Source organism: Spiroplasma endosymbiont of Nebria brevicollis, from assembly GCF_964030895.1.
In the GTDB taxonomy this organism is placed as follows: domain Bacteria; phylum Bacillota_I; class Bacilli_A; order Mycoplasmatales; family VBWQ01; genus Spiroplasma_E.
Genome location: NZ_OZ034986.1, coordinates 815,724 through 836,717, shown reverse-complemented (window position 1 = coordinate 836,717; position 20,994 = coordinate 815,724). Strand labels below are relative to the sequence as shown.

Genomic DNA, 20,994 nt, shown 5'->3' with positions numbered 1-20,994 from the left:
TTATAATTTGATAAAATAGTTACTAGATTATGATATAAGTAAAGATTGGAGCAAGTGATTATGAAAAAAAATATTTTAAAAACAAGTATTTGTATTGATGAAATTGAAAAGGTAATTACTAAAAATAAAAGTTGAGAAATTATTGAAAAAAAATATGATTTTTATCAACCTTATGTTAGCACCTTTGATAAATTAAATTATGAAGCTAAAATTGATTTATACATATCATTTAAAACAAAAACTGATTTTACTCATAAGATTTATTGTTATTTTTTAGATTTTGATGACGATAATATTTTTAAAATTTCAGATATTAAATCGCAAGAACATCCCCATGGGCAAAAAACAACACGCGTTGCTGGTTTTAAATATTATAATACCACAGGTAATTTAGGTTTTACTACTTATCATAGTCCTGTTAAGGGTCAAGAATATAATTTAAGTCATAACTACCAAAGTTTCTTTGATACAATTGTTGCTAAAGAAAAAGATAAGGAATTAAATTATGTTTGTATTTTACTTAAATATCATAATCATGCGCAGAATAAGAAACTATTACGTTACTATGTTAATTCTTATAAAAAATTCATTAGTAGTTTTTTATTAAAAATAGAAAGATTTGAAACCAAAAAAATATGTGCTTTAGAAAAACAAACAACAAAATTAATTAGTAAAACTAATAGGAAAAAAGTAAAAGAAGCGGGCAGCTTACCACTAAAATTGAGTAATAAAAAAAATTTAAAGTATAATTTAAATGATGAGAAATTATATTCCTCTGTTATCGAAAAACAAGAACGTTTCAACGATAAATAATATTCTATAACTAATTACTTATTTTGGTTTTTATTAAACAAAAGAATTAAGTAATGTTATAATTAAAGGAGAAACAAGAAAGGGAATGTTATGTTGCTAAGTTTTATTTTAAATACAACAGCTATTGAATCAAAAGTTTTAAACTATTGATTAGAAAATATATTCCAACAAAAAAGTTCTGATTTTGAAATTGTTGTTATTGATGATGGAATTGACAATGAAAACTTAGAAGTAATGTCTAAGTTTTTTAAATTATATTCAGAGCAACTAGTTCTTATTACTTATTTTCAAAGTAGTGGCATTTCCATTGGTCGTAATTTAGGATTAAAATATGCACGAGGAGAATATGTAATTGTTTTAAATCCAACTGAAATTCCAAATGTTAATTTTGTATTGCTTATTACACAAACATTAGAAAAAAATCCCAAAATTGATTGCATTGAATATCGTGTTCATTATGAATTAGATGCTAATTCCGTTTTCCATTCAACAATTAGAATCGAAACTAATGAGTTGTATCAATTAAATACACCTAAGGGAAAAAGCGTTTATGCTTTAACATCACCAATTTTAAGTACGAAAGTAATGAAATTACGTATTATTAGAGAACATGAAATCCAATTTCGTAAAGAAATTCAATTTGATAGTTTATTTCTTTACTCGTTTTTAGCGCATTGTACAGAATATTATGCTATTATTGATACATTAATTACCTGTAAATTTAATTCTTTAGAACATGATAATACCTTTGATTTGTTAAATCAGTGAGTACATATTTTAAACTATTATAATAACCAAAAAATTAAAAAAGTATTACATGATGAACTAGAATATGCCTTTGTTCGTTATTATTTGTATACATTCTTACGTTTTATTAGTATTACCAAAAAGCCATTACTAATTCAAAAAGCTTATAATCGTGTTAAAGATACCATTGATTTTCGTTATAAAAATTTTCTTAAAAATCCTTATTTAAAAACTATTAATAAATACGATGTGTTCACGACGTATTGCCTTGATTTAAGTAAGTATGTTAAAACATATTGTCGTGAAAATAAAATTGTGGATGATTCAAAATATTGAGAGTAAAAAAACTATGAACAACAAAAACAAGCCCTTAACTGAAACTTATAAAATCGCTCAAACATGAAAGCGCCTTACAGCTCGTATTTTTGATGTAATTATTGTTAGTATTATCCCACTAGTAATTGGTTTAGGAATCTATTTAGGTGATAAAACTAATCAAGAATGATGAAAAATCATGCTTGTATTTATTATTAATATTGTTATTGTTACTATCTATTTTGTTATTGTTCCTTGAAAATGACATGGTCGAACGTTAGGTAAATTAATTTTACAAATTAAGTTAGTAAATGATAATAATGAAAACCTAACTTTAAAGCAACTTTTTTATCGGGAAATGTTTTTGGTTTTTATTCCATTAGGTCTAACGATGGGAATAATTTTATTTCTGAGATTGACTTTTAACATAAATATTGTTACTATTAAACCTAATAATACTTTAAATTTTTGAATAAATATTCTTATTCGTATTGTGGTTAGTTTTGATTTTGCTTGATATTGTGGTATCATGATTGTAACGAAAATTGACAAATATCACCAATTGTTTTATGACCGTCGTGCTAAAACTTATGTTATTAATAAAAACCCGATTATCCAAAAAATAAATGTTAAACAAAAAAAACATAATGAACCACATATCCACTTAGTGTTCTGCCAACCAGGTAATATTAGTGATGACGAATTAGAAAATATTCATAATCTTTAAACGTATCGATATTTACTAATTTAAGGACACCAAAAAATGGATAAAAATAAACTTCTTAACAATCTTAATGACCAACAATTGCAAGCAGTTATTAATATTGATGGACCATGCCGTATTATTGCTGGAGTTGGAGTGGGAAAAACTCGTGTTTTGACTTATAAAATTGCTTATTTAATTAATGTAATAAAAATACCAAGCGAAAAGATCTTAGCTTTAACATTTACAAATAAAGCAGCCAAAGAAATGAAACTTCGAGTAGTACAGTTATTAGAAAATGATGATATCAAAGTTACCATTGCTACTTATCACGCAATATGTGCTAAAATTTTACGAAAAGATATTCATAATTTAAAAATTAATAATAGTTTTAATATTATTGACCAAGAAGACCAACGAAAAATTTTAAAAGATATTTATCAAAAAGAATTCTCAAATAAAGTTGATTTGGCAGAATTAAGATTATTAAGTAGCAGTATTTCTAATTGAAAAAATCATCATACTACTTATGATGAATTAGTAAACGATTATCAAAATCAAGACCAATGAATTTTACGAGCTAAAGTTTATGAATCATATAAACAATATCAAACAAGTAATTCTTGTTTAGATTTTGATGATTTATTATTGTTAGTACAACGTTTGTTTAAAGAATTCCCTCATGTCTTAAAAAAATGACAAGACCAATTTAGTTTTATTTTAGTTGATGAGTTTCAAGATACTAATGATATTCAATATAGTTTATTATTATCCCTCTCTACAAATCATAATAATATCACAGTAGTTGGTGATCCAGACCAAACTATTTATAGTTGAAGGGGTGCTAATATTAATTTAATTTTAAATTTTACTAAAAAATTCCCTAATACCCAAACTTTTATTTTAAATGAAAATTTTAGAAGTACCACTAAAATTTTAAACATTGCTAATAGTTTAATTAAAAATAATGTCCAACGAATTGATAAATCCTTATTTACTAAAAATGATATGGGTAGTGAAGTAGTTGTTTATCATGCTAGCAGTAGTACTCAAGAAGCGCATTGAGTTGCTACAAGTATTAAAAAAATTCATTTAAAATATCATTTAGGTTTAAATAATATTGCAATTTTATATCGTAATAATTATTTATCAAAAGATTTAGAACAAGCATTAATTAATAATAATATTAACTATAAAATTTTTGGTGGTTACAAATTTTTCGAACGTAAGGAAATTAGAGATATTTTAGCATACTTAAAAGTTATTGCTTGAAACGATAATTTATCAATGGTTCGTATTTTGAATGCTACACCAAAAATCGGTCCTAAAGCTATTGACCATTTATTAGAACTAGCTAAACAAAATTCATTAAGTCTAAATGAATATTTATTTCAGTATCAATACAACTTACCAAAAAATTACCGTCAACACTTACAACCATTAATTAAATTAATTAGTGATATCCAAAAAAATATTGAAGATGTTACCTCATTACATAAATTAACAGAACAAGTATTAGCAGAAACTAATTATTTAAAAACATTAGAGGAAAACTTGGAAACTGAGCGAATTCAAAACTTACAACAATTATTGACACAATTATTAGATTTTGATAGTACTAATGAAACAAAAGGAACTGCTTTGCTTACTTCTTTTTTACAAGAAGCAAGTTTATATACTGACTTAGATGAAAATAGTAATGCAAAAGCTGTCAGTTTGATGACTATTCATAGTGCTAAAGGCCTAGAATTTGATGTTGTTTTTATTATAGGTATTAACGAAGGTATCTTACCAGGTCATAGTAAAAATAATGATAAAGATAATAAAATTGAAGAAGAACGTCGTCTATTTTATGTTGCTATTACCAGAGCTAAAAAATATTTATTTTTATCAAGTGCTGATGGTTTTTCATTTTTTTTAAATGCTATGAAACAACCATCACGCTTTTTAAAAGATTTAGATATTACCCATTTAAAAATAATTAATAATGAACACCAAGAGATGGCGGAAAGTTACCAGAATCGTAGTAATTCAAAATTTAATTATTTTAAATTTGATGCAAACAAAGACAATAACCAAGCTATTAGTAATGATTGAAAAGTTGGAGATATTATTGTTCATGAAATTTTTGGTAAAGGAGTAATCACTAAACTAATTGGTGACAAAATTCAAGTTGCTTTTCATAAAAATAATGGTGGTATACGTATCCTTAGCGCTACTCATAATGCAATTAAAAAGTTTGTATAATATTCTGTTCTTAAATATTAAAAATGTCTATTACTAGTAATAGACATTTTTAATTAGTATGTGAGATTCATTTATATATGTCAGCGATTATTAAGTTTAAAATTAAGAAATTTGTTGGTTTTGGAAAGTCTAAAAGTCTTTTTAGTTACTGTGTTAGTGAACTGATTTTATTTTTAATAGCAAAACGGTACTTCTTATCAATAGCATACCAATTATTCTAACTTAGAGGTGACACCCTCTCTTATATATCAAGTTGAATTAAGTTATATTGGCACTACAGGAGCAACAATCGCCGAACTTGTTACTGGTAATCATGGATAATTTTATTAACAACTTCAAATTACTTTTTAGATAATTCATGCACAATGCATAATTAACACATAAACGTGCAAAAGTAGTTATAATTACAATATTAGGTTATATAAGATAGGAGTAAAACAATGAATTGAAAAAAATATTTATATGATTGAAAACTATTCATTAAGATACTAACTATTATTGTAAGTTTATATGCCATGATTCAAACTTTTGTTGCTGGTGCTAATCAGTTAAATGGTTGAAATAAAGATAGTACTTTTCTTCTTGAAAATGTTCATGGTTTATGATACTCACTTAATCCGGCTATGTTTTTATGAACAGGAATATCATACTTTAGTATTGAAACTAATATCATTATCATTGTCTTATTAATTCTATTGATTATATTTCACAATCAAGAAAATGAAAATAAATATTCTAATTATTATTTCCGTTTAGCGACAGTAGTTTATGCTAGTACTATTTTTATTACTTACTTTTTAGCACTATTACCGATTCAAGCACAAAATAATAAAATCGGAATTTTAGATAATATGACTTTTGTGAGTAGTATTCTTTTACATTTAATAGTACCTTTAGGAGTAATTGTCTTATTCTTAGTAACTCCTAGTAGTCAGCCGGTTACTTATAAACAATTAGCATTTAAAAAATTACCTTATATGTTAATCTTCCCGTTTTTATTTTTTATTAATGCTTTAATTAAAGGTTCATTAGTAGGCGAAGTAGTATTTCATGATGGAAAATGAGTAATTAATTATTCTTACCCTTATCAATTCTTAAATTTTAAAGAAGGTCTTGGTGAAATGATTGGTATTTCAATTGGAATTTTAGTTGTAATTGTTAGTTTTATTTTCTTATTTTGTTGATTAAATAATCTATTGTCAATAAGAAAAATTAATCAACTATCAGCACCTGATAATTGATAAAATTATAAAAAATATTCATCTATTTTCCCTTTTATCAAATTCATTATCGCTAATTTAAAAGTATGGTTCAATTAAATTAATGCTTAATGGTACCAAAAAATTATTCTATTCTAAATTGATTGATGTTTGCTTTTAATTCTGTTATAAATAACTTGTATTTTAAAAACTAATAATTATATTCTGTTCAGAAAGGCTCCTTTATAGAAATACGCTACTGCCCATCCTATGTCCAAAGACATTTTATGGGTCAACACAGCAACAGTCGGATTAAGGCTTTTGCTAACGTAGCTGGTAGGATACCTAAGCTATATCGTGCTCATTCTGTAACGAGGGAATATTAATGTCTGCTATTTTTGCAATTGTCACGACTTTATTCTCTTTGAATAAAGTCCTTTTATTTATAGTATACAATTAAAGTAAATAAGTTTAGAAATGGGGTTTTCTGTCATGCACTTTTGAAAGACGAAACATAAAGAACAAAAAACAACTACTATGTTTAAACAATTCTCCCAAATGTCAAAAGAAGAAGCCATCACAAAATTAAATGGTAGGATGAAAGGTTTAAAATTTGATGATGTTGAAGATAGAATCAAAGAAAATGGAAAAAACATTTTTTCTCATAAACGTTTTGTCTGGTACAAAAAATTAGTTCATAATATTATTAATCCATTTATTATTATATTAACGTTAATTGTTATTTATAATTTTATTAGTTATAGTGTCCTTGATAATAGTAATGATCGTAAAGTTGATTTATATAGTGCTATTATTGTATTAGTAATGATTGTAATGAGTGTCTTTATTTCTTATTTTCAAGATTATCGTTCCTATAAATCATCAGAAAAATTACGACAGTTAATTGAAACAACCGCCAGTGTCTTTCGATTTCAGGACCAAAATAAAAATATTAATTTTAATGATTTAAATAGCGTTTCAAATTTTACCCAAGAAATACTAATCGAAAACTTAGTGCCTGGTGATATTATTTTCTTATCTTCAGGTGACATGATTCCTGCTGATGTTCGAATTTTAGCATCAGCTGATTTATTTATTAACCAAGCAGCTTTAACAGGTGAAACCTTACCAGTAGAAAAGCATGCTATTGACCCTACTAACGATGCTAAGAAAAGTAGTATCTTGGAACTGCAGAACTTATGTTTTATGGGCACTAGTGTTGTTTCTGGTGGTGCTATTGCCATTGTTATGGCGACAGGTGCTAATACATACTTTGGTTCGATTGCTAGTGCTGTCACAGGAAAACGTCCTACTACTAGTTTTAATAAAGGTATCAAAAAAGTAAGTTATATTTTAGTTGGTTTTATGTGTGTAATGGTACCATTAATTTTTATTGTTAATGTTTTTACTAAAGGAAATATCTTAACTGCGTTAATTTTTTCAATCTCGGTTGCTGTAGGTATTACCCCAGAAATGTTACCAATGATTATTAGTGCCAATCTAGCACGAGGTGCTGTCAAACTATCACGTAAAAAAGTTATTGTTAAAAATTTAACTAGTATTCAAAATTTCGGTGCCATGAATATTTTATGTACCGATAAAACTGGGACATTAACTGAAGACCGTATTGAATTAGTTAAACATTTAAATCCTGATGGCGTTGAATCAGAGAAAGTGTTAGCAATGGCTTATTTAAACAGTTCTTTTCAAACAGGATTAAAAAATAATATTGATAAGACAATTGTTGAACATATTAAAGCTCATCATAATAGCGTTACTGATATTATGCCATATCGTAAAATTGACGAAATTCCTTTTGATTTTGCACGACGTAGAATGTCAGTTGTTGTATCAAAAGATAAAGTAACTAACACTTTAATTTGTAAGGGTGCTGTTGAAGAACTATTAAAAATTTGTACACAAGTTGATATTGGTGGCAAAGTTATTACATTAACTGATAAAATTAAAGATAATGTTTTAAAATTAAGTGTTGACCTTAATAATGATGGTTTACGTGTAATTGCTATTGCCTATAAACCATTTACGAGTGATAAAAAAATTTTTAAAATTAGTGATGAAGAAAACTTAATTTTATCAGGATATGTTGGTTTTTTAGATGTACCCAAACCAAGCGCTATTAAAGCTATTAACTCATTGAATCAACATGGTGTAGCAGTTAAAATCTTAACTGGCGATAATGAAATTGTTACTAAAGCCATTTGTAGAAAAGTAGGATTAACTCCTGGTGTTCCATTATTGGGTTCTGATATTGAAAATATGGATGACCAACTTTTACGTACTATTGTTGATAAGACAACTATTTTTGCTAAAATGGATCCATTACAAAAAGCACGCATTATTGATATTTTAAAACTAAATGGCCATACTGTTGGATTCTTAGGTGACGGGATTAATGATGCTGTTGCTTTACATCATGCTGATGTGGGGATTTCAGTCAATAGTGCCACTGATATTGCAAAAGAAGCTTCTGATATTATTTTATTAGAAAAAGATTTAGAAGTTCTAGAACAAGGTGTTATTAGTGGTCGTATTACCTTTGGTAATATTTTGAAATATATTAAAATTACTATTTCTTCTAATTTTGGTAATTCACTAAGTATTTTAATTGCTTCAATTTGGTTACCATTTTTACCAATGATGGCTATTCAATTGTTATTGCAAAACTTGTTATATGATATTTCTCAATTAGCTATTCCTTGAGATCGTGTTGATAATGACTTTGTGGCTAAACCACAAAAGTGAGATACTAAGAGTATTTTACCATTTGCCTTTTGAAATGGACCTTTAAGTTCGCTCTTCGATATAACCACCTTCTTATTTTTAGGATATGGTTTACATATTTTTAGTAACTATAGTAATTCATCAAGAACAGATGCTTTATACTGAATATCATTATTTCAAACAGGATGATTTATATTAGGAATTACTAGTCAAACCTTAATTGTCCAGTTGTTACGAACTTCAAAAATCCCCTTTTTACAAAGTCGTCCATCGTGGCAGTTATTCAGTACTACCGTTTTAATTACCGGAATTGGGATTTTAATTCCTTATACAGCATTGGGAACTACTATTGGTTTAACAACAATTCCACCAATATTTTATGCTTATTTAGCAGGGGTAGTAGTAGTATACTTCTTTGCAAGTCAATTGTTGAAAATGTTTTATATTAAAGTTAATAAACGCTGATTATAATATTAAATATTTTTAATATTCCCGAATTGTAATCCCAAGTGCGAAAATAAAAATTCAAACCTTCTTTTGATCAAAAAAAAATAAACAATTCAGTTTATACTAAACCACATAATTAGTACTAATTGGTTTCTCTTCACTAGCAATAATAGTTTTAGCATCAGCTAGTTTAATAGCAACCATTTTTGTAATGCCTTGATTTTGCATAGTTGTTCCATATAAAACATCACAATTTTCCATAGTTCCAGGACGGTGAGTAACAATAATAAACTGTGTGGTTTTAGAAAAACTACGAACATAACGCGCAAAACGTTCCAAGTTAGCAGGATCAAGTGGTGCTTCAACTTCATCTAAAATCGTTAGTGGTAATGGTTTTACTTTTAAAATGGCAAATAATACCGCTAATGCAACTAATGATTTCTCACCACCTGATAGTAAGTTTAAATTACTAATTTTTTTTCCTGGGGGGTTAGCTAGGACTTCCACACCAGTGTTTAAAATATCATCAGGTAAGGTATAACGTAAACTACAAGTTCCTCCACCAAATAATGTTTGAAATGTTTCTGGTAAAACTAAGTTAATAGCTTTAATTGTTTCATCAAACTGGGTTATCATTATATTATCCATTTCATCAATGGCTTTTAACAGTTCTTTGGAAGCAGTTTGTAATTCATCATGTTTAGTTTTTAAATGCAAATAACGTTCATTTTCTTTTTCGAATTCTTCAATCGCATTGATATTAACAAATCCTAAATCTTCAATTTGATTACGTAATTGTTGTACTAAAATTCGTGCTTGTGCTTCATCGGCAAGTGGTTCATGATAGTGTTCTTTACCATATTCATAAGTTAAATTATAAGTTTCAACTAGACGTAGGAGATGTTGTTCTATTTTGCTTTCTAGTTTTACATGATCTAGTTGTTGTTTATTTAACTGTTCAGTTGCCATAAAGTGTTCTTGGTTTCAAATGTATAATTCGTTTTCTAATTTTTGCATTTGCTCTAGTAACTGATGTTTTTGTTTACGAATAACTTGTAATTGTTGGGTAGTTTGAGTTTGTTCATATTTGCTTGTTTCATATTGAAGAAAAACATCAGTTAATTTGGTGTTATTAATATCTAGTTTTTCACCAGTTAGATTTTGATATTGGCTTGTTAATAGTTGACAACGGTTTTTGAATTCATTATTATCGGTTATTAGTTTATTGATTGTTAGATTACTCGTAATTTTTTGGTCTTGTAATTCGTGAAGTTCACTTTGGATGCTAGTAGTTTGGACATTAATGTTAACTAGTTGTTGTTCTAAAGATTTAATTTCATCATTTAGTTGTTCAATTATCCGTTTTTCTTGGAAAATATTAACATTATTACGTTGTTGATGGTAACCTCCAACAATGGCTCCTCCGGCTTTAATTAGTTGCCCATCTAGGGTAACACATTGGTACTTAGCAGCAATTAATTGGGAAATAATTCTTGCTTGTTCTAAAGTTTCACAAACAATAGTACGTCCTAATAAAAAATCAACAATCGGTTGCATTGAAATATCAGTAGCAGTAACAATATGATGGGCAAAGTTTAAAAATCCAGGTTTGCTCATCACAATAATTTCATCTTCTTTTGTTGCAGTACGAACTTGTAAGGAGTTTAAAGGTAAAAATGTCGCAATTCCTGCTTGGTTTTGTTTTAAAAACGCTACAGCTTTGGTAGCATCTTTACTTGTGACAGTAACAATATTCTTTAAAGCGTTACCAAGCACCATAACAATAGCATTAGTATAAAGTTCAGGTACAGTAATTAAATCACTAACGACACCAACGATACCAGTTAAATTTTCTTTATTATTTAAAATTGTTTGCACACCTAAATATTTTTGATTACTACGAATTTGATAGTTGATGGCAGTTGCTAGTTGTGCTTTTTTGTCACCTAACCCTTGATGAAGATTGTTTTGACCTAGCATTAAATCTTGTAATTGAATGTTTAAATCATTGTAGGATTCACTAATCATATCAAAGTGCAGTTGTTCTTTTTGGATTAATAAGTTTTTTTGTTCCATTAATGCCATTAAATCAGTAATATTACTTTTTAAGATCGTAACTTCTGATTGGTCTTGTTGTTGGTTTTTAGTTTGAATTAAGGTTTTCTGTTGTTCTAGTACTTGTAATAAAATATTAATGTTAGATAAGTTCATTTCTAAACTATTAATATTTTTTTCTAAATCATAACTTTTGTTTTTTAAGAATTTTAATTGTTGTTTGTTGTTACTAATTTTTAAATTAAGTTGTTGTTGCAGTTTACTGTTATTAGTGATACTAGTGGTAGTTGATAATAATTGCTGTTGATAAACAGTTAAGTCTTTAACAATAATCGTAATTTCATATTTTTTTAAAGTATCACGTAGTTCAAGAAAGGTTTTAGCTTTCTGAGCTTGATTGGCAAGTGGTTCAATTTTACGATGAATTTCACTAATGATATCACTAACTCGTGTTAAATTATCATTAGTACGTTCTAATTTACGTAGTGATTCTTCTTTGCGTTTTTTATATTTAGAAACACCTGCTGCTTCTTCAAATAAACTTCTTCGTTCTTCGGGTTTTGAATCGGCAAATTTAGAAACATTACCTTGACTAATAATAGCAAGTGAACCTTTAGCAAGGCCAGTTCCCATTATGATTTCTTGAACATCTTTTAAACGCACACGAGCTTTATTAATGAAATATTCATTTTCACTACTATTGCGATAGGCTTTACGGGTAATTTGTACTTCATTAAAGTCAACTTTAAAAATACCACTAGTATTATCGAACACTAGTGTTACTTGGGCGCTATTTAATGGTTGCTTGCCTTTGGCACCATTGAAAATAATATCTTCGCTATTTTCACCACGTAATGATTTAACTGATTGCTCGCCTAAGACTCAACGAATAGCATCATTAATATTAGACTTGCCAGAACCATTGGGTCCCACAATCCCGACTATGTTACTATCAAATTCAATTTTGATTGGTTCTGCAAATGATTTAAAGCCGTATGCTTCAATGCGTTTTAAAAATGCCATTTCTACCTCACCTATTTTATATTTCTTGAATAGTATTTTATCATGAAATAGAAGAAAATTTCGGGTTATAGAGTCCTGAGTTGTAAAATTAAGTTGATGTATTGTTTAAAATTAAAACGCAATTTTGTTTGTAATCACTCTAGTTTCTAAAAATTTTTAATTTAATTAAGCAGTTTAATATTTCTCATGACATTCGTTAAATATTACTGTTTCAATGACAATATTTTTAATTTTTATCTACTATTTGGAAATTATTTCAGAAACTAATAATCTTACTACTTTCCGTTATTCTATTAAAAATAAATTTTTATGCTAGAATTAAGTATATAGTTTTCTTTTATGAGGAAATAAAATAGGGTGGTTAATAGCATGAAAAAAGAATCATTATTATTTAAAAATGCTTTTAAACAAGCATTTCGTAATAAAATTCAATTAGTGGGATTAATAGTGTTAGTATTATTATCATCAACTATTTTCTCATTAATGGAAACTAGTTTAAGTCGTATCTCTAGTGAATATGTAATATTAATTGGTAATGATCCCCAACATGGTTCTAACTTGCATGACTTTGTTATTGACCTATCAGAAACTGCTACCATTGGCCCCATTCCCGCTACACCATTTTTAGAAGAAAAATCTAATATTGTGATTAATAACATTGCTAATGAAATTGATAATAGTTTCATGTGGGACCGGGTTGAAGGAAGAAACTTACAACTTGACAATAATAAGAACCAACGAGTATTAAAGTTACTAACTTATAATAATCAAGCACGTATTGACCGATTAGTTATCAGTGATGGTTATACCATTGGTGATTCTAATAATCCCGATAAATTAACACCTGCTGTTAAACAAACAGTTATTAATAAAGAATTTGCTTATAAAAATAATTTACACATTGGTGATATTATTCGTGTTCAAAAAGACCAGTTGGGTACTAGTTTAAAAGTTAATTATGATATTAATAATCCGATTTATAGTATTTTTAATTGATTAAAAATTGTGGGATTTGGCACTAGTGCTGATTTTACAACTCCTATTATTGACCAAACAACTCCTATTCCTAATAAAACACGTGAAGGTGTTTTATATGTTGATCCAATTAGTTTTGGACTAAGTAATTCTCGTAAAGATAATAATTTTTTTTGAACTTATAATAAACAATTAGAACATTTTAGTGTCAGTTCACAAGCCGATCGTGAAGTTTATTTTGTTGGGAAATGAAATCATGGTCAAAACAATAATATTACTAATGTTAGTAATCAATTACGTACTACTTATGTTAGCATTATCGATGCTGATGCTAAGTTAGTTTATAATTTAGGAGATAGTGATTATCGCTTTAATAGTCGTACTAGTATTTTAACAGGTACGATTAATGGTTTTACTAGTTTACTAATCGCGTTATTGTTAATTGTTTTAGTTATTACGGGAATTACAGTAGTTTTAATTACTTATAAAAATATTGATAATTCTCGTATGCAAATTGGAATCTTAAAATCGCTTGGTTATAGTAATATTAAAATCTTAATTACATCATTGGCATATCCCATGGTAGCAGCTTTTATTGGTACGATTTTAGTATTCTTACCTGCTAGTGGTTTACAATTAATTGTTGTTCATACTTTTGCTAACTATTTTAATTTAGATTTTGGAAAGTTTGTATTTGATGGTTTAGGTTTTTTATATTGTTTAATTTTAACATTTGGGTTTTTATCAATTATTGCCTGAGTAATTAGTGCTTTAACTGTTATTCAAAATCCCATTAAATTAATTAAAAACGAATCAGTAACTGCAGATTCACACTTTACTAGAGCAATAAAACGTGTAAGTATTAATCGTGGATTTTTAACAAGATTTCGTTTAGCATTATTTACATCAAGTATTGGCAAAATGGCTGCTGCATCGCTAACAATGTTTTTAGGAACTACTTTAATGACAACAGCTATTATTGGGCCAAAAATTATGGCTGATAATAAATTGCTTTCCTTTACAGGTATGAACTATAAATCAGCAGTTGAATATAATATTCCTACTTACAACTCACCATATACTTTTTACCAAACTTATAATCCTAATACTAAACCATGAGATTATAAAACGATAAAACAAGGCACTGATACCTATCAACGACCACTACGAGGTGATGAAAATAATGATGAATTTGTGAAAGAAATCTTAGCAAATAATATTAATTCCGAAGCTTATGCACCTATGACTTTTGCGAATGCTAGTGCAGCACTATCGACATTGGGATTATTTAGTTTAACCTACTTAGATGGTAAAATGTTTACTAAATCTTTTTTAAACGGTTTAGATAGTAGTGATGCTAATAGTCCTTATTTAATTTCGACAATTGTTCCTAGTGCTTGACCTGCAGCATGGCCTATTTACTTAAATGCTTTGCAAAATACTGATGTTGATAGTTACTATAGTAACGATAATTATAATTTATTACGTAAGTTTTATCAAGATTATCGTTCAACTGTCGCGATGAATATTAGTGGTGTCATCTCTAAGTCTGGTCAGTTAAGTGATAATCCTAATGATTTTAGTAATACTTTATTTAAAAGCTTTGCTACTAAGAATGATTTTTTAGGCAAAAAAACTATTCCTGCTTATGATAATATTCCACCAATTAGTGAAGGTGGTGATACTTTTGAAACTACGATTGATAATTTTCAATTTGACCAAAGTGATAAGGCCTATCCGTGGCATGTAACTAATGAAAAAGAAATATTAACAAAATCTGCTACTGAATTGCCTTCACAAGCATCACGTAATAGTTGAATTAATAAAATATCAACATGATTTGGTGCCTTATTTTATAGTAGAATTGGTCAAACAGTAGTACAAGGTACGTATAGTCGTTCACCATATTTTATTCGTCAAAATATTGCCAATGCTTATAACGATCCCAATTCTCCATTTAATATTAGTTTTAATGTCCTTCCCTTTAATAACAAAACTGATGAATTAGGTACTTATTTTGTTGGTGAACCTGATAAATATTTTAATGGCCATAAATATCCCATGAAAGTTTATGGATTACAAAGTCAACAACAATTAGAAAAACCATCAATGATGCAATTATATGATAGTGATGGCAATGTTTTAAATCCTTTATTAGAAAGTGATGATGGTAGTGATACAACAAGGATTGTTATTAATCAAACGATTGCTAAACAATTAAACTTACATGTTAATGATCCATTTATGATGACAACTAATGGTAATATTATGGAATTTAAAAATAATCCTGGTGATGATTATACCCATTTTAATGTAAAAGATATCTCATTTACTGAGTTAGGTAAAAATATAGTTGGTAATCGATCAAATAATGTTACGTTAAATAAACAAAGTACTAGGTTTACAAAAGTCAATAAATTAAAAGATAATCCATATGTTTCATTAAATACTGCTACAAAGATGTTAAAAGAGAATGTCGCTGGTAATGTTGTTACTACTCGTGATAGTATTCTTACCAAATATAAAGTAGTAGGAATATATAATGGCTATGGTCAACCGAATGCTTATATTAGTAAAACTAATGCTGATAAACTATTACATTATAATGATAAAACAGTCAATAATACTGATAGTCGTAGTATGTTATTTCGTATTTTTCAAATGGAATGAAAAAATGAAGCAACCTGAAATGGTATTGATTTTAGTGTTTTAAAGCCAGCAGATATGGATTATGCTAAATTCGTTAATGATGCAACTGTTGACCCTAATTTAGTCAAAGTATTTGATAATGAATATCCCCTATTTAACTTTAAATTTTCAAATTCGGATGTATTACCTGATATTACTAATTCATTTTCAACATCACAGATATATGGCGATTACAGTCCTTTTGGTTTAAATGGTGGATTTGAAGAAGCGAGTGGTGAAACCTATGAAGGCTATGGTGTTGGTTCTGCGCTTAATGTATCACCACTATATGTCCATTATCAATTATTAAATCAAATTACCACTTTAGTCGATGCAGTATTAGCGGCGTTCATTGTTTTCTCATTAATTATTTCGTTCTTTATTATCTTGCTAACAAGTAACTTAGTTATTTATGAAAACCGAAAAGTTATTGCTACTATGAAAACCTTAGGTTATAGTGACAGTAAAATCACTAATATTGTGATTGGTATGTACTTGCCATTAATTATTGCCATGTTTGTGATTGGATTTCCTATTGGTTGAGTTATTGTGAGCCAAGTTATTAGTTATTTAGCATTACACACAATTTGGGTGTTACCACTATTCTTTACATGATGGCTACCATTTGTTGTAGCAGGTATTGTGTTAGGAATTTATGGTGCTACCTTTATGATTGGTTGAAATAGTATGAAAAAAATTAATCCTATTAAAACCTTAAACGAAATTGATTAATTAGTAATAGTAAAATTGATTTTTAAATTCAATGATTCCTGAGCTAAAAATGAGAAGAAAAAATAATAATATTCAATAAATAATGTTAAAATTAATTGTTTGCTAGTAGGTGCTTTTATGACAAGAATGGAAAAATATCAATCAGTTCGTAATCAAATTGCTCAGGATATTAAAGATAATGCTAATATTTGACAACAAGAACAAATGTTAGAAAATTATCGCCAAAAATTAATGAAAATTGATAAAGAATATTTTACTGCTATTTTCAAAGATTTAAATCATGAATTAAATTTAATTAATTTTGAAACCCATCTATTAACAACTAATGATGAAAAATTAAAAGATAATGATAAATATGTACTTGAAAAAATGTTAGTTGATATTAACAATACGCTTGAACATTTCACAACCAAAGTTGTTAATGAACCATCATCACTAGATGACATTAATCCAGAATATAAAACATTAATTACTAGTATGCACAATAAAATTGTTGAATTTCAAACGCATTTGGAAAGTAAAATTAGTGATGTTAGACTATTCATTAAAAGTTTAGAAACTAAATATCAAAAACATAAATTAAATGTTCGCGATTTCAAACAAGGTTTAATCGAAATTAATGATCAACATAACAATTTTCAAGATGAGTTACAAAAAATTAAAACTAAAAACAATTATAAAACTAGTTTAACAATTTTTAGCATTATTATTTGTTTAGTTTTAGTTGTGACATTAATTTTATTGTTAATAACTTATATTGATTAAAGAGAATGGAGATAAAATAATGATTAAAAAAATTAATATTGCCATCGATGGACCTGCAGCATCTGGTAAGTCAGCAGCAGCAGCATTATTGGCTAAAAAAGTTGACTATAACTATATGGATACAGGGATTATGTACCGTAGTTTTACTGAGTATTGTTTAAAAAAACAAATTCCCTTCGATAGTGAAGACTTAGTGACCCAAGCATTAGAATTATTTGAAATGAAATGAGTTAATGGTCACTTCTTATTTAATGGTCAACCTGTCACTGATGAAATTTATAGTGCTAATGTTACAAAAAACGTTCCTAAAATTGCTGCTTTACCAGAGGTTCGTAAAATTATTGTGAAACGAATTCAAGATATTGTTAAAACACAAGGGTTTATTGTTGTCGGAAGAGATATTGCTAGTGTTGTGTTGCCTGATGCGCAGTTAAAAATCTTTTTAACTTCTAGTCTTCATGCTCGTAGTATTAGAAGATACAAACAATATATTAAAGAAGGTATTAATATTAAACAAGAACAAGTATATGAAGATATGCTATTACGTGATAATACTGATAAAAATCGTAGTACAGGAAGACTAATTATTGTTGAAGATGCTAAAGTTTTAGATAATAGTGACTATGATTTACAAGTAACAGTTGCTAAATTAACAAGTTTATACCATAATTACTTTAGTCATTAATAAATAAAATAAGGATGGAAACAAATGAATAAATTACCAAAAGTTGTAATTGTTGGCAGACCAAATGTTGGTAAATCTTCAATCTTCAATCGGATATTACAAAAACGAGTAGCCATTATTGAAGATATGCCTGGTGCCACAAGAGACCGTATTTATGGCATTGGTGAATGGTTAACACAAAACTTTGTGGTCATTGATACTGGTGGTATTACCAAAGAAATTACTAATTTTACTAAACAAATTAATGAGCAAGTCAATATTGCTTTAGTTGAAGCTGATATTATTTTATTTGTGTGTTCATATCAAGAAGGTTTAACGCATGAAGACCAAGATATTGCCAAATTACTTTATAAAACCAAAAAACCAGTCATTATTGTTGCAAATAAATACGATAATGTAGCTCGTGATGAAGATAAAGTTTATGATTATTTAAGTGTGGGATTTGGTGATCCAATCTTAGTATCTGCTGCTCACGGTATTGGTTTTGGTGACTTGTTAGATTTAATTATTGCTAAATCACCCAAAGCGCAAAACAAAGAGCAAAATAAAAATATTAATTTAGCTATTATTGGTCGTCCTAATGTTGGCAAATCTAGTTTGGTTAATACTATCTTACAAGAAAATCGAGTGATTGTATCACCAATCGCTGGTACTACTACTGATGCCATTGATAGTAATTTCGTTTATAATAAAAACCAATATTGTGTGATTGATACAGCAGGAATTAGAAAAAAAGGTAAAATCAGTGAACATTTAGAAAAATATAGTTTAATTAGAACAACTAATGCCATCGAACGCAGTGGTATCGTTTTATTCTTATTAGATGGTAGTGTTGAAATTCAAGAGCAAGATTTAACAGTAGCAGGAATGGCTAAGAATTTAGATAAACCAGTTATTATTATTGTTAATAAATGAGACTTAGTAAAAAAAGATGAAAAAACCATGATTGAATTTACTAAAAAAATCAAAGATAAATTTAAATATTTAGAATATTCATTTATTGTATTTCTATCAGCACTTGAGAATACTCGTGTCCATACATTATTTGCTACTATTAATGAAGTATTAATGAATATGAATTTACGAATTAAAACAAGTATTCTCAATGAAGTTCTTAATAAAGCACAATTAATTAATGAACCACCATATTTTAAAGGTGGAAGGCTAAAAATTTATTATGGAACCCAAGTTGATAAAAATCCGCCAACTTTTGTTTTAATGGTTAATGATCCACAACGTTGTCACTTTTCATATGAACGTTTCTTAACTAATCAAATTCGTGAACGATTTGGCTTTCAGGGTGTTCCGATTAAACTGTTTTTAAGAATGCGTAAATCATTATACAACGAACAAAAAGAAGTATAAAGATGATAATGGCATCGGACATTTTCAGGAAATAACGATAATTAATTACACTTTTTGAAGTTTTGACTATTTAGTAATTATAAGTTACAATTTAGTAGAATTATTTAAAAATGTAAAGAAGGAGAACCATATTATTATGAATGAAACAAAAACTCTTGATCGAAAATTAAAAGTAGGTGCTATGATTGGATTTATTACTAACATTGTTAGTATTATATTCTGTGCCCTTTTTTTTATTATTTTAATTGCTGATAGCGCTGCGATTGTCGCGATGATGACTAAAAATGTTGGTACTGTTGTTCAAACTGCATCAACAAGCATAATTGCTATTCTTGTAATTGGCTTACTAATTAAACTAGGAAGCTGTATTACTTTAATTATTATGTGTAATAACGTATTAAAAGGTAGGGCTAAAGATGGGTTAGTAGTTGGAAGCCTAACATTAGGAATATCGGGATTATACTTAAAAACTGTGTGTTTTGGAAATTTTAATTGAATGAGTGGATTTAACATTATTTTCCTTGGTCTTAATATCGCTTCAGGTGTATTACTAATTATGGGTAAATACAGTACTCAACAAACAACAGTAGAAACAGTTAATCAATAGTAAAAATACATAACTTTAATAAAATATGTATTAGTAGCTTTCTATTAACTTATAATTTAGTACCATAAGGGTAGTTTACTTTAGGAACATAAAATTCTTTAATGGTTGAATCATCGACTGGATATTTTTTTATATCTAATATTATTAATTCATAAATAAAAATATTGTAAAATAATAGTAATTAGAAAAATCCCAACAATAGCAAACACTAAAAGCCCAACACCATTAGTTTGGTAGTCTAAGAAAAAATAAGGATATCTTGTAGCATCTAATTCTCCTTGTTGAGTACGTAATACCCCACGTACCACCACAACAATTAAATAAAAAAAAGGATAAAAACAAATAAATCATAAGTATAATCTATGATGTTCTTTTAAACTATAAAATTCTTCACCACAAGCAAAGACAAAATTGATAATCATAATTACAGGCATAAAGAAATGTAAAATTACAGTTTTAAATCAAGGATAAATACCAGTTCCAAATTTACTACGTTCTTGTGATTTAGTAGCAATCCCTCCCCAGAACACTAACATAGTAATAGCAATATAAACGGTAATACTTAATAAAGTATAAAAACGTGGTTTAGAATGAGGTTTAAATCTATTTTCAAACAGAAAAACAAATAAATAATAACTAAGTAATTAGTTTGCGTAAAGGCCGTATAAAAAATAGGTATAGATTTAATAAAAATATAAATGAGAGATAATACTCTCATTTTTAATTGTTAAATTAAATAAACTCTCGTAGTTAGTTAAATTGTGAGTACTTTATGTAAATACTACTACATGAGTATAAAAGAGTAATTTATTAATTTTTATTGAATTGTTATTGTATGTATTTGTCTATTAATTGAAGTCTCTATATTGAGTTAGTAAAGAATTTT

The 20,994-nt window shown here is 27.6% G+C and carries 13 protein-coding genes and 1 riboswitch; of the genes, 11 read left to right on the top strand and 2 right to left on the bottom strand.

The window, feature by feature from the left end; genetic code table 4:
• Window positions 1-60 precede the first annotated feature (60 nt).
• The 6 genes from AAHM98_RS04860 (at window position 61) to mgtA (ending at window position 9,237) form a co-directional block, all read left to right on the top strand.
• Window positions 61-813: a hypothetical protein gene (locus AAHM98_RS04860; protein WP_342275775.1), complete on the top strand. Its 753-nt coding sequence runs from the start codon at window positions 61-63 to the stop codon at window positions 811-813.
• A gap of 90 nt (window positions 814-903) precedes the next feature.
• Window positions 904-1,902, top strand: coding sequence for a glycosyltransferase family 2 protein (locus tag AAHM98_RS04855; protein WP_342275774.1), 999 nt, complete (start codon window positions 904-906; stop codon window positions 1,900-1,902).
• 7 nt (window positions 1,903-1,909) lie between these two features.
• Window positions 1,910-2,602, top strand: a complete 693-nt coding sequence (locus AAHM98_RS04850; RefSeq protein WP_342275773.1) for an RDD family protein — start codon at window positions 1,910-1,912, stop codon at window positions 2,600-2,602.
• A gap of 36 nt (window positions 2,603-2,638) precedes the next feature.
• A complete protein-coding gene (locus tag AAHM98_RS04845; RefSeq protein WP_342275772.1) occupies window positions 2,639-4,825 on the top strand; it encodes an ATP-dependent helicase in 2,187 nt (728 codons plus the stop codon).
• A gap of 440 nt (window positions 4,826-5,265) precedes the next feature.
• Entirely contained in the window at window positions 5,266-6,069 is an 804-nt protein-coding gene (locus AAHM98_RS04840; protein WP_342275771.1) for a hypothetical protein, read from the top strand.
• 172 nt (window positions 6,070-6,241) lie between these two features.
• Window positions 6,242-6,410: riboswitch (M-box (ykoK) riboswitch) on the top strand.
• 106 nt (window positions 6,411-6,516) lie between these two features.
• Complete coding sequence (gene mgtA / locus AAHM98_RS04835) at window positions 6,517-9,237, top strand: magnesium-translocating P-type ATPase (protein WP_425289583.1); 2,721 nt, start codon at window positions 6,517-6,519, stop codon at window positions 9,235-9,237.
• Window positions 9,238-9,336: 99 nt separating this feature from the next.
• On the opposite strand, the gene AAHM98_RS04830 is transcribed toward mgtA, so the two are convergent.
• Entirely contained in the window at window positions 9,337-12,291 is a 2,955-nt protein-coding gene (locus tag AAHM98_RS04830; protein ID WP_342275769.1) for an AAA family ATPase, read from the bottom strand.
• A gap of 369 nt (window positions 12,292-12,660) precedes the next feature.
• Here AAHM98_RS04830 and AAHM98_RS04825 point away from each other — a divergent pair, with 369 nt between their 5' ends.
• The 5 genes from AAHM98_RS04825 (at window position 12,661) to AAHM98_RS04805 (ending at window position 20,108) form a co-directional block, all read left to right on the top strand.
• The gene (locus AAHM98_RS04825) at window positions 12,661-16,686 is read left to right on the top strand and encodes an ABC transporter permease (protein WP_342275768.1); all 4,026 of its coding nucleotides are present in this window, start codon (window positions 12,661-12,663) and stop codon (window positions 16,684-16,686) included.
• Window positions 16,687-16,803: 117 nt separating this feature from the next.
• Window positions 16,804-17,451 (top strand): hypothetical protein, encoded by a 648-nt coding sequence (locus tag AAHM98_RS04820; protein ID WP_342275767.1) that lies wholly within the window; start codon window positions 16,804-16,806, stop codon window positions 17,449-17,451.
• Between the two features lie 19 nt (window positions 17,452-17,470).
• Complete coding sequence (gene cmk / locus AAHM98_RS04815; protein WP_342275766.1) at window positions 17,471-18,136, top strand: (d)CMP kinase; 666 nt, start codon at window positions 17,471-17,473, stop codon at window positions 18,134-18,136.
• Window positions 18,137-18,160: 24 nt separating this feature from the next.
• A complete protein-coding gene (der, locus tag AAHM98_RS04810; RefSeq protein ID WP_342275765.1) occupies window positions 18,161-19,501 on the top strand; it encodes a ribosome biogenesis GTPase Der in 1,341 nt (446 codons plus the stop codon).
• A 136-nt stretch (window positions 19,502-19,637) separates the two neighbouring features.
• Entirely contained in the window at window positions 19,638-20,108 is a 471-nt protein-coding gene (locus AAHM98_RS04805; protein WP_342275764.1) for a hypothetical protein, read from the top strand.
• A 98-nt stretch (window positions 20,109-20,206) separates the two neighbouring features.
• On the opposite strand, the gene AAHM98_RS04800 is transcribed toward AAHM98_RS04805, so the two are convergent.
• Window positions 20,207-20,644, bottom strand: a complete 438-nt coding sequence (locus AAHM98_RS04800; RefSeq protein ID WP_342275763.1) for a hypothetical protein — start codon at window positions 20,642-20,644, stop codon at window positions 20,207-20,209.
• Window positions 20,645-20,994 lie beyond the last annotated feature (350 nt).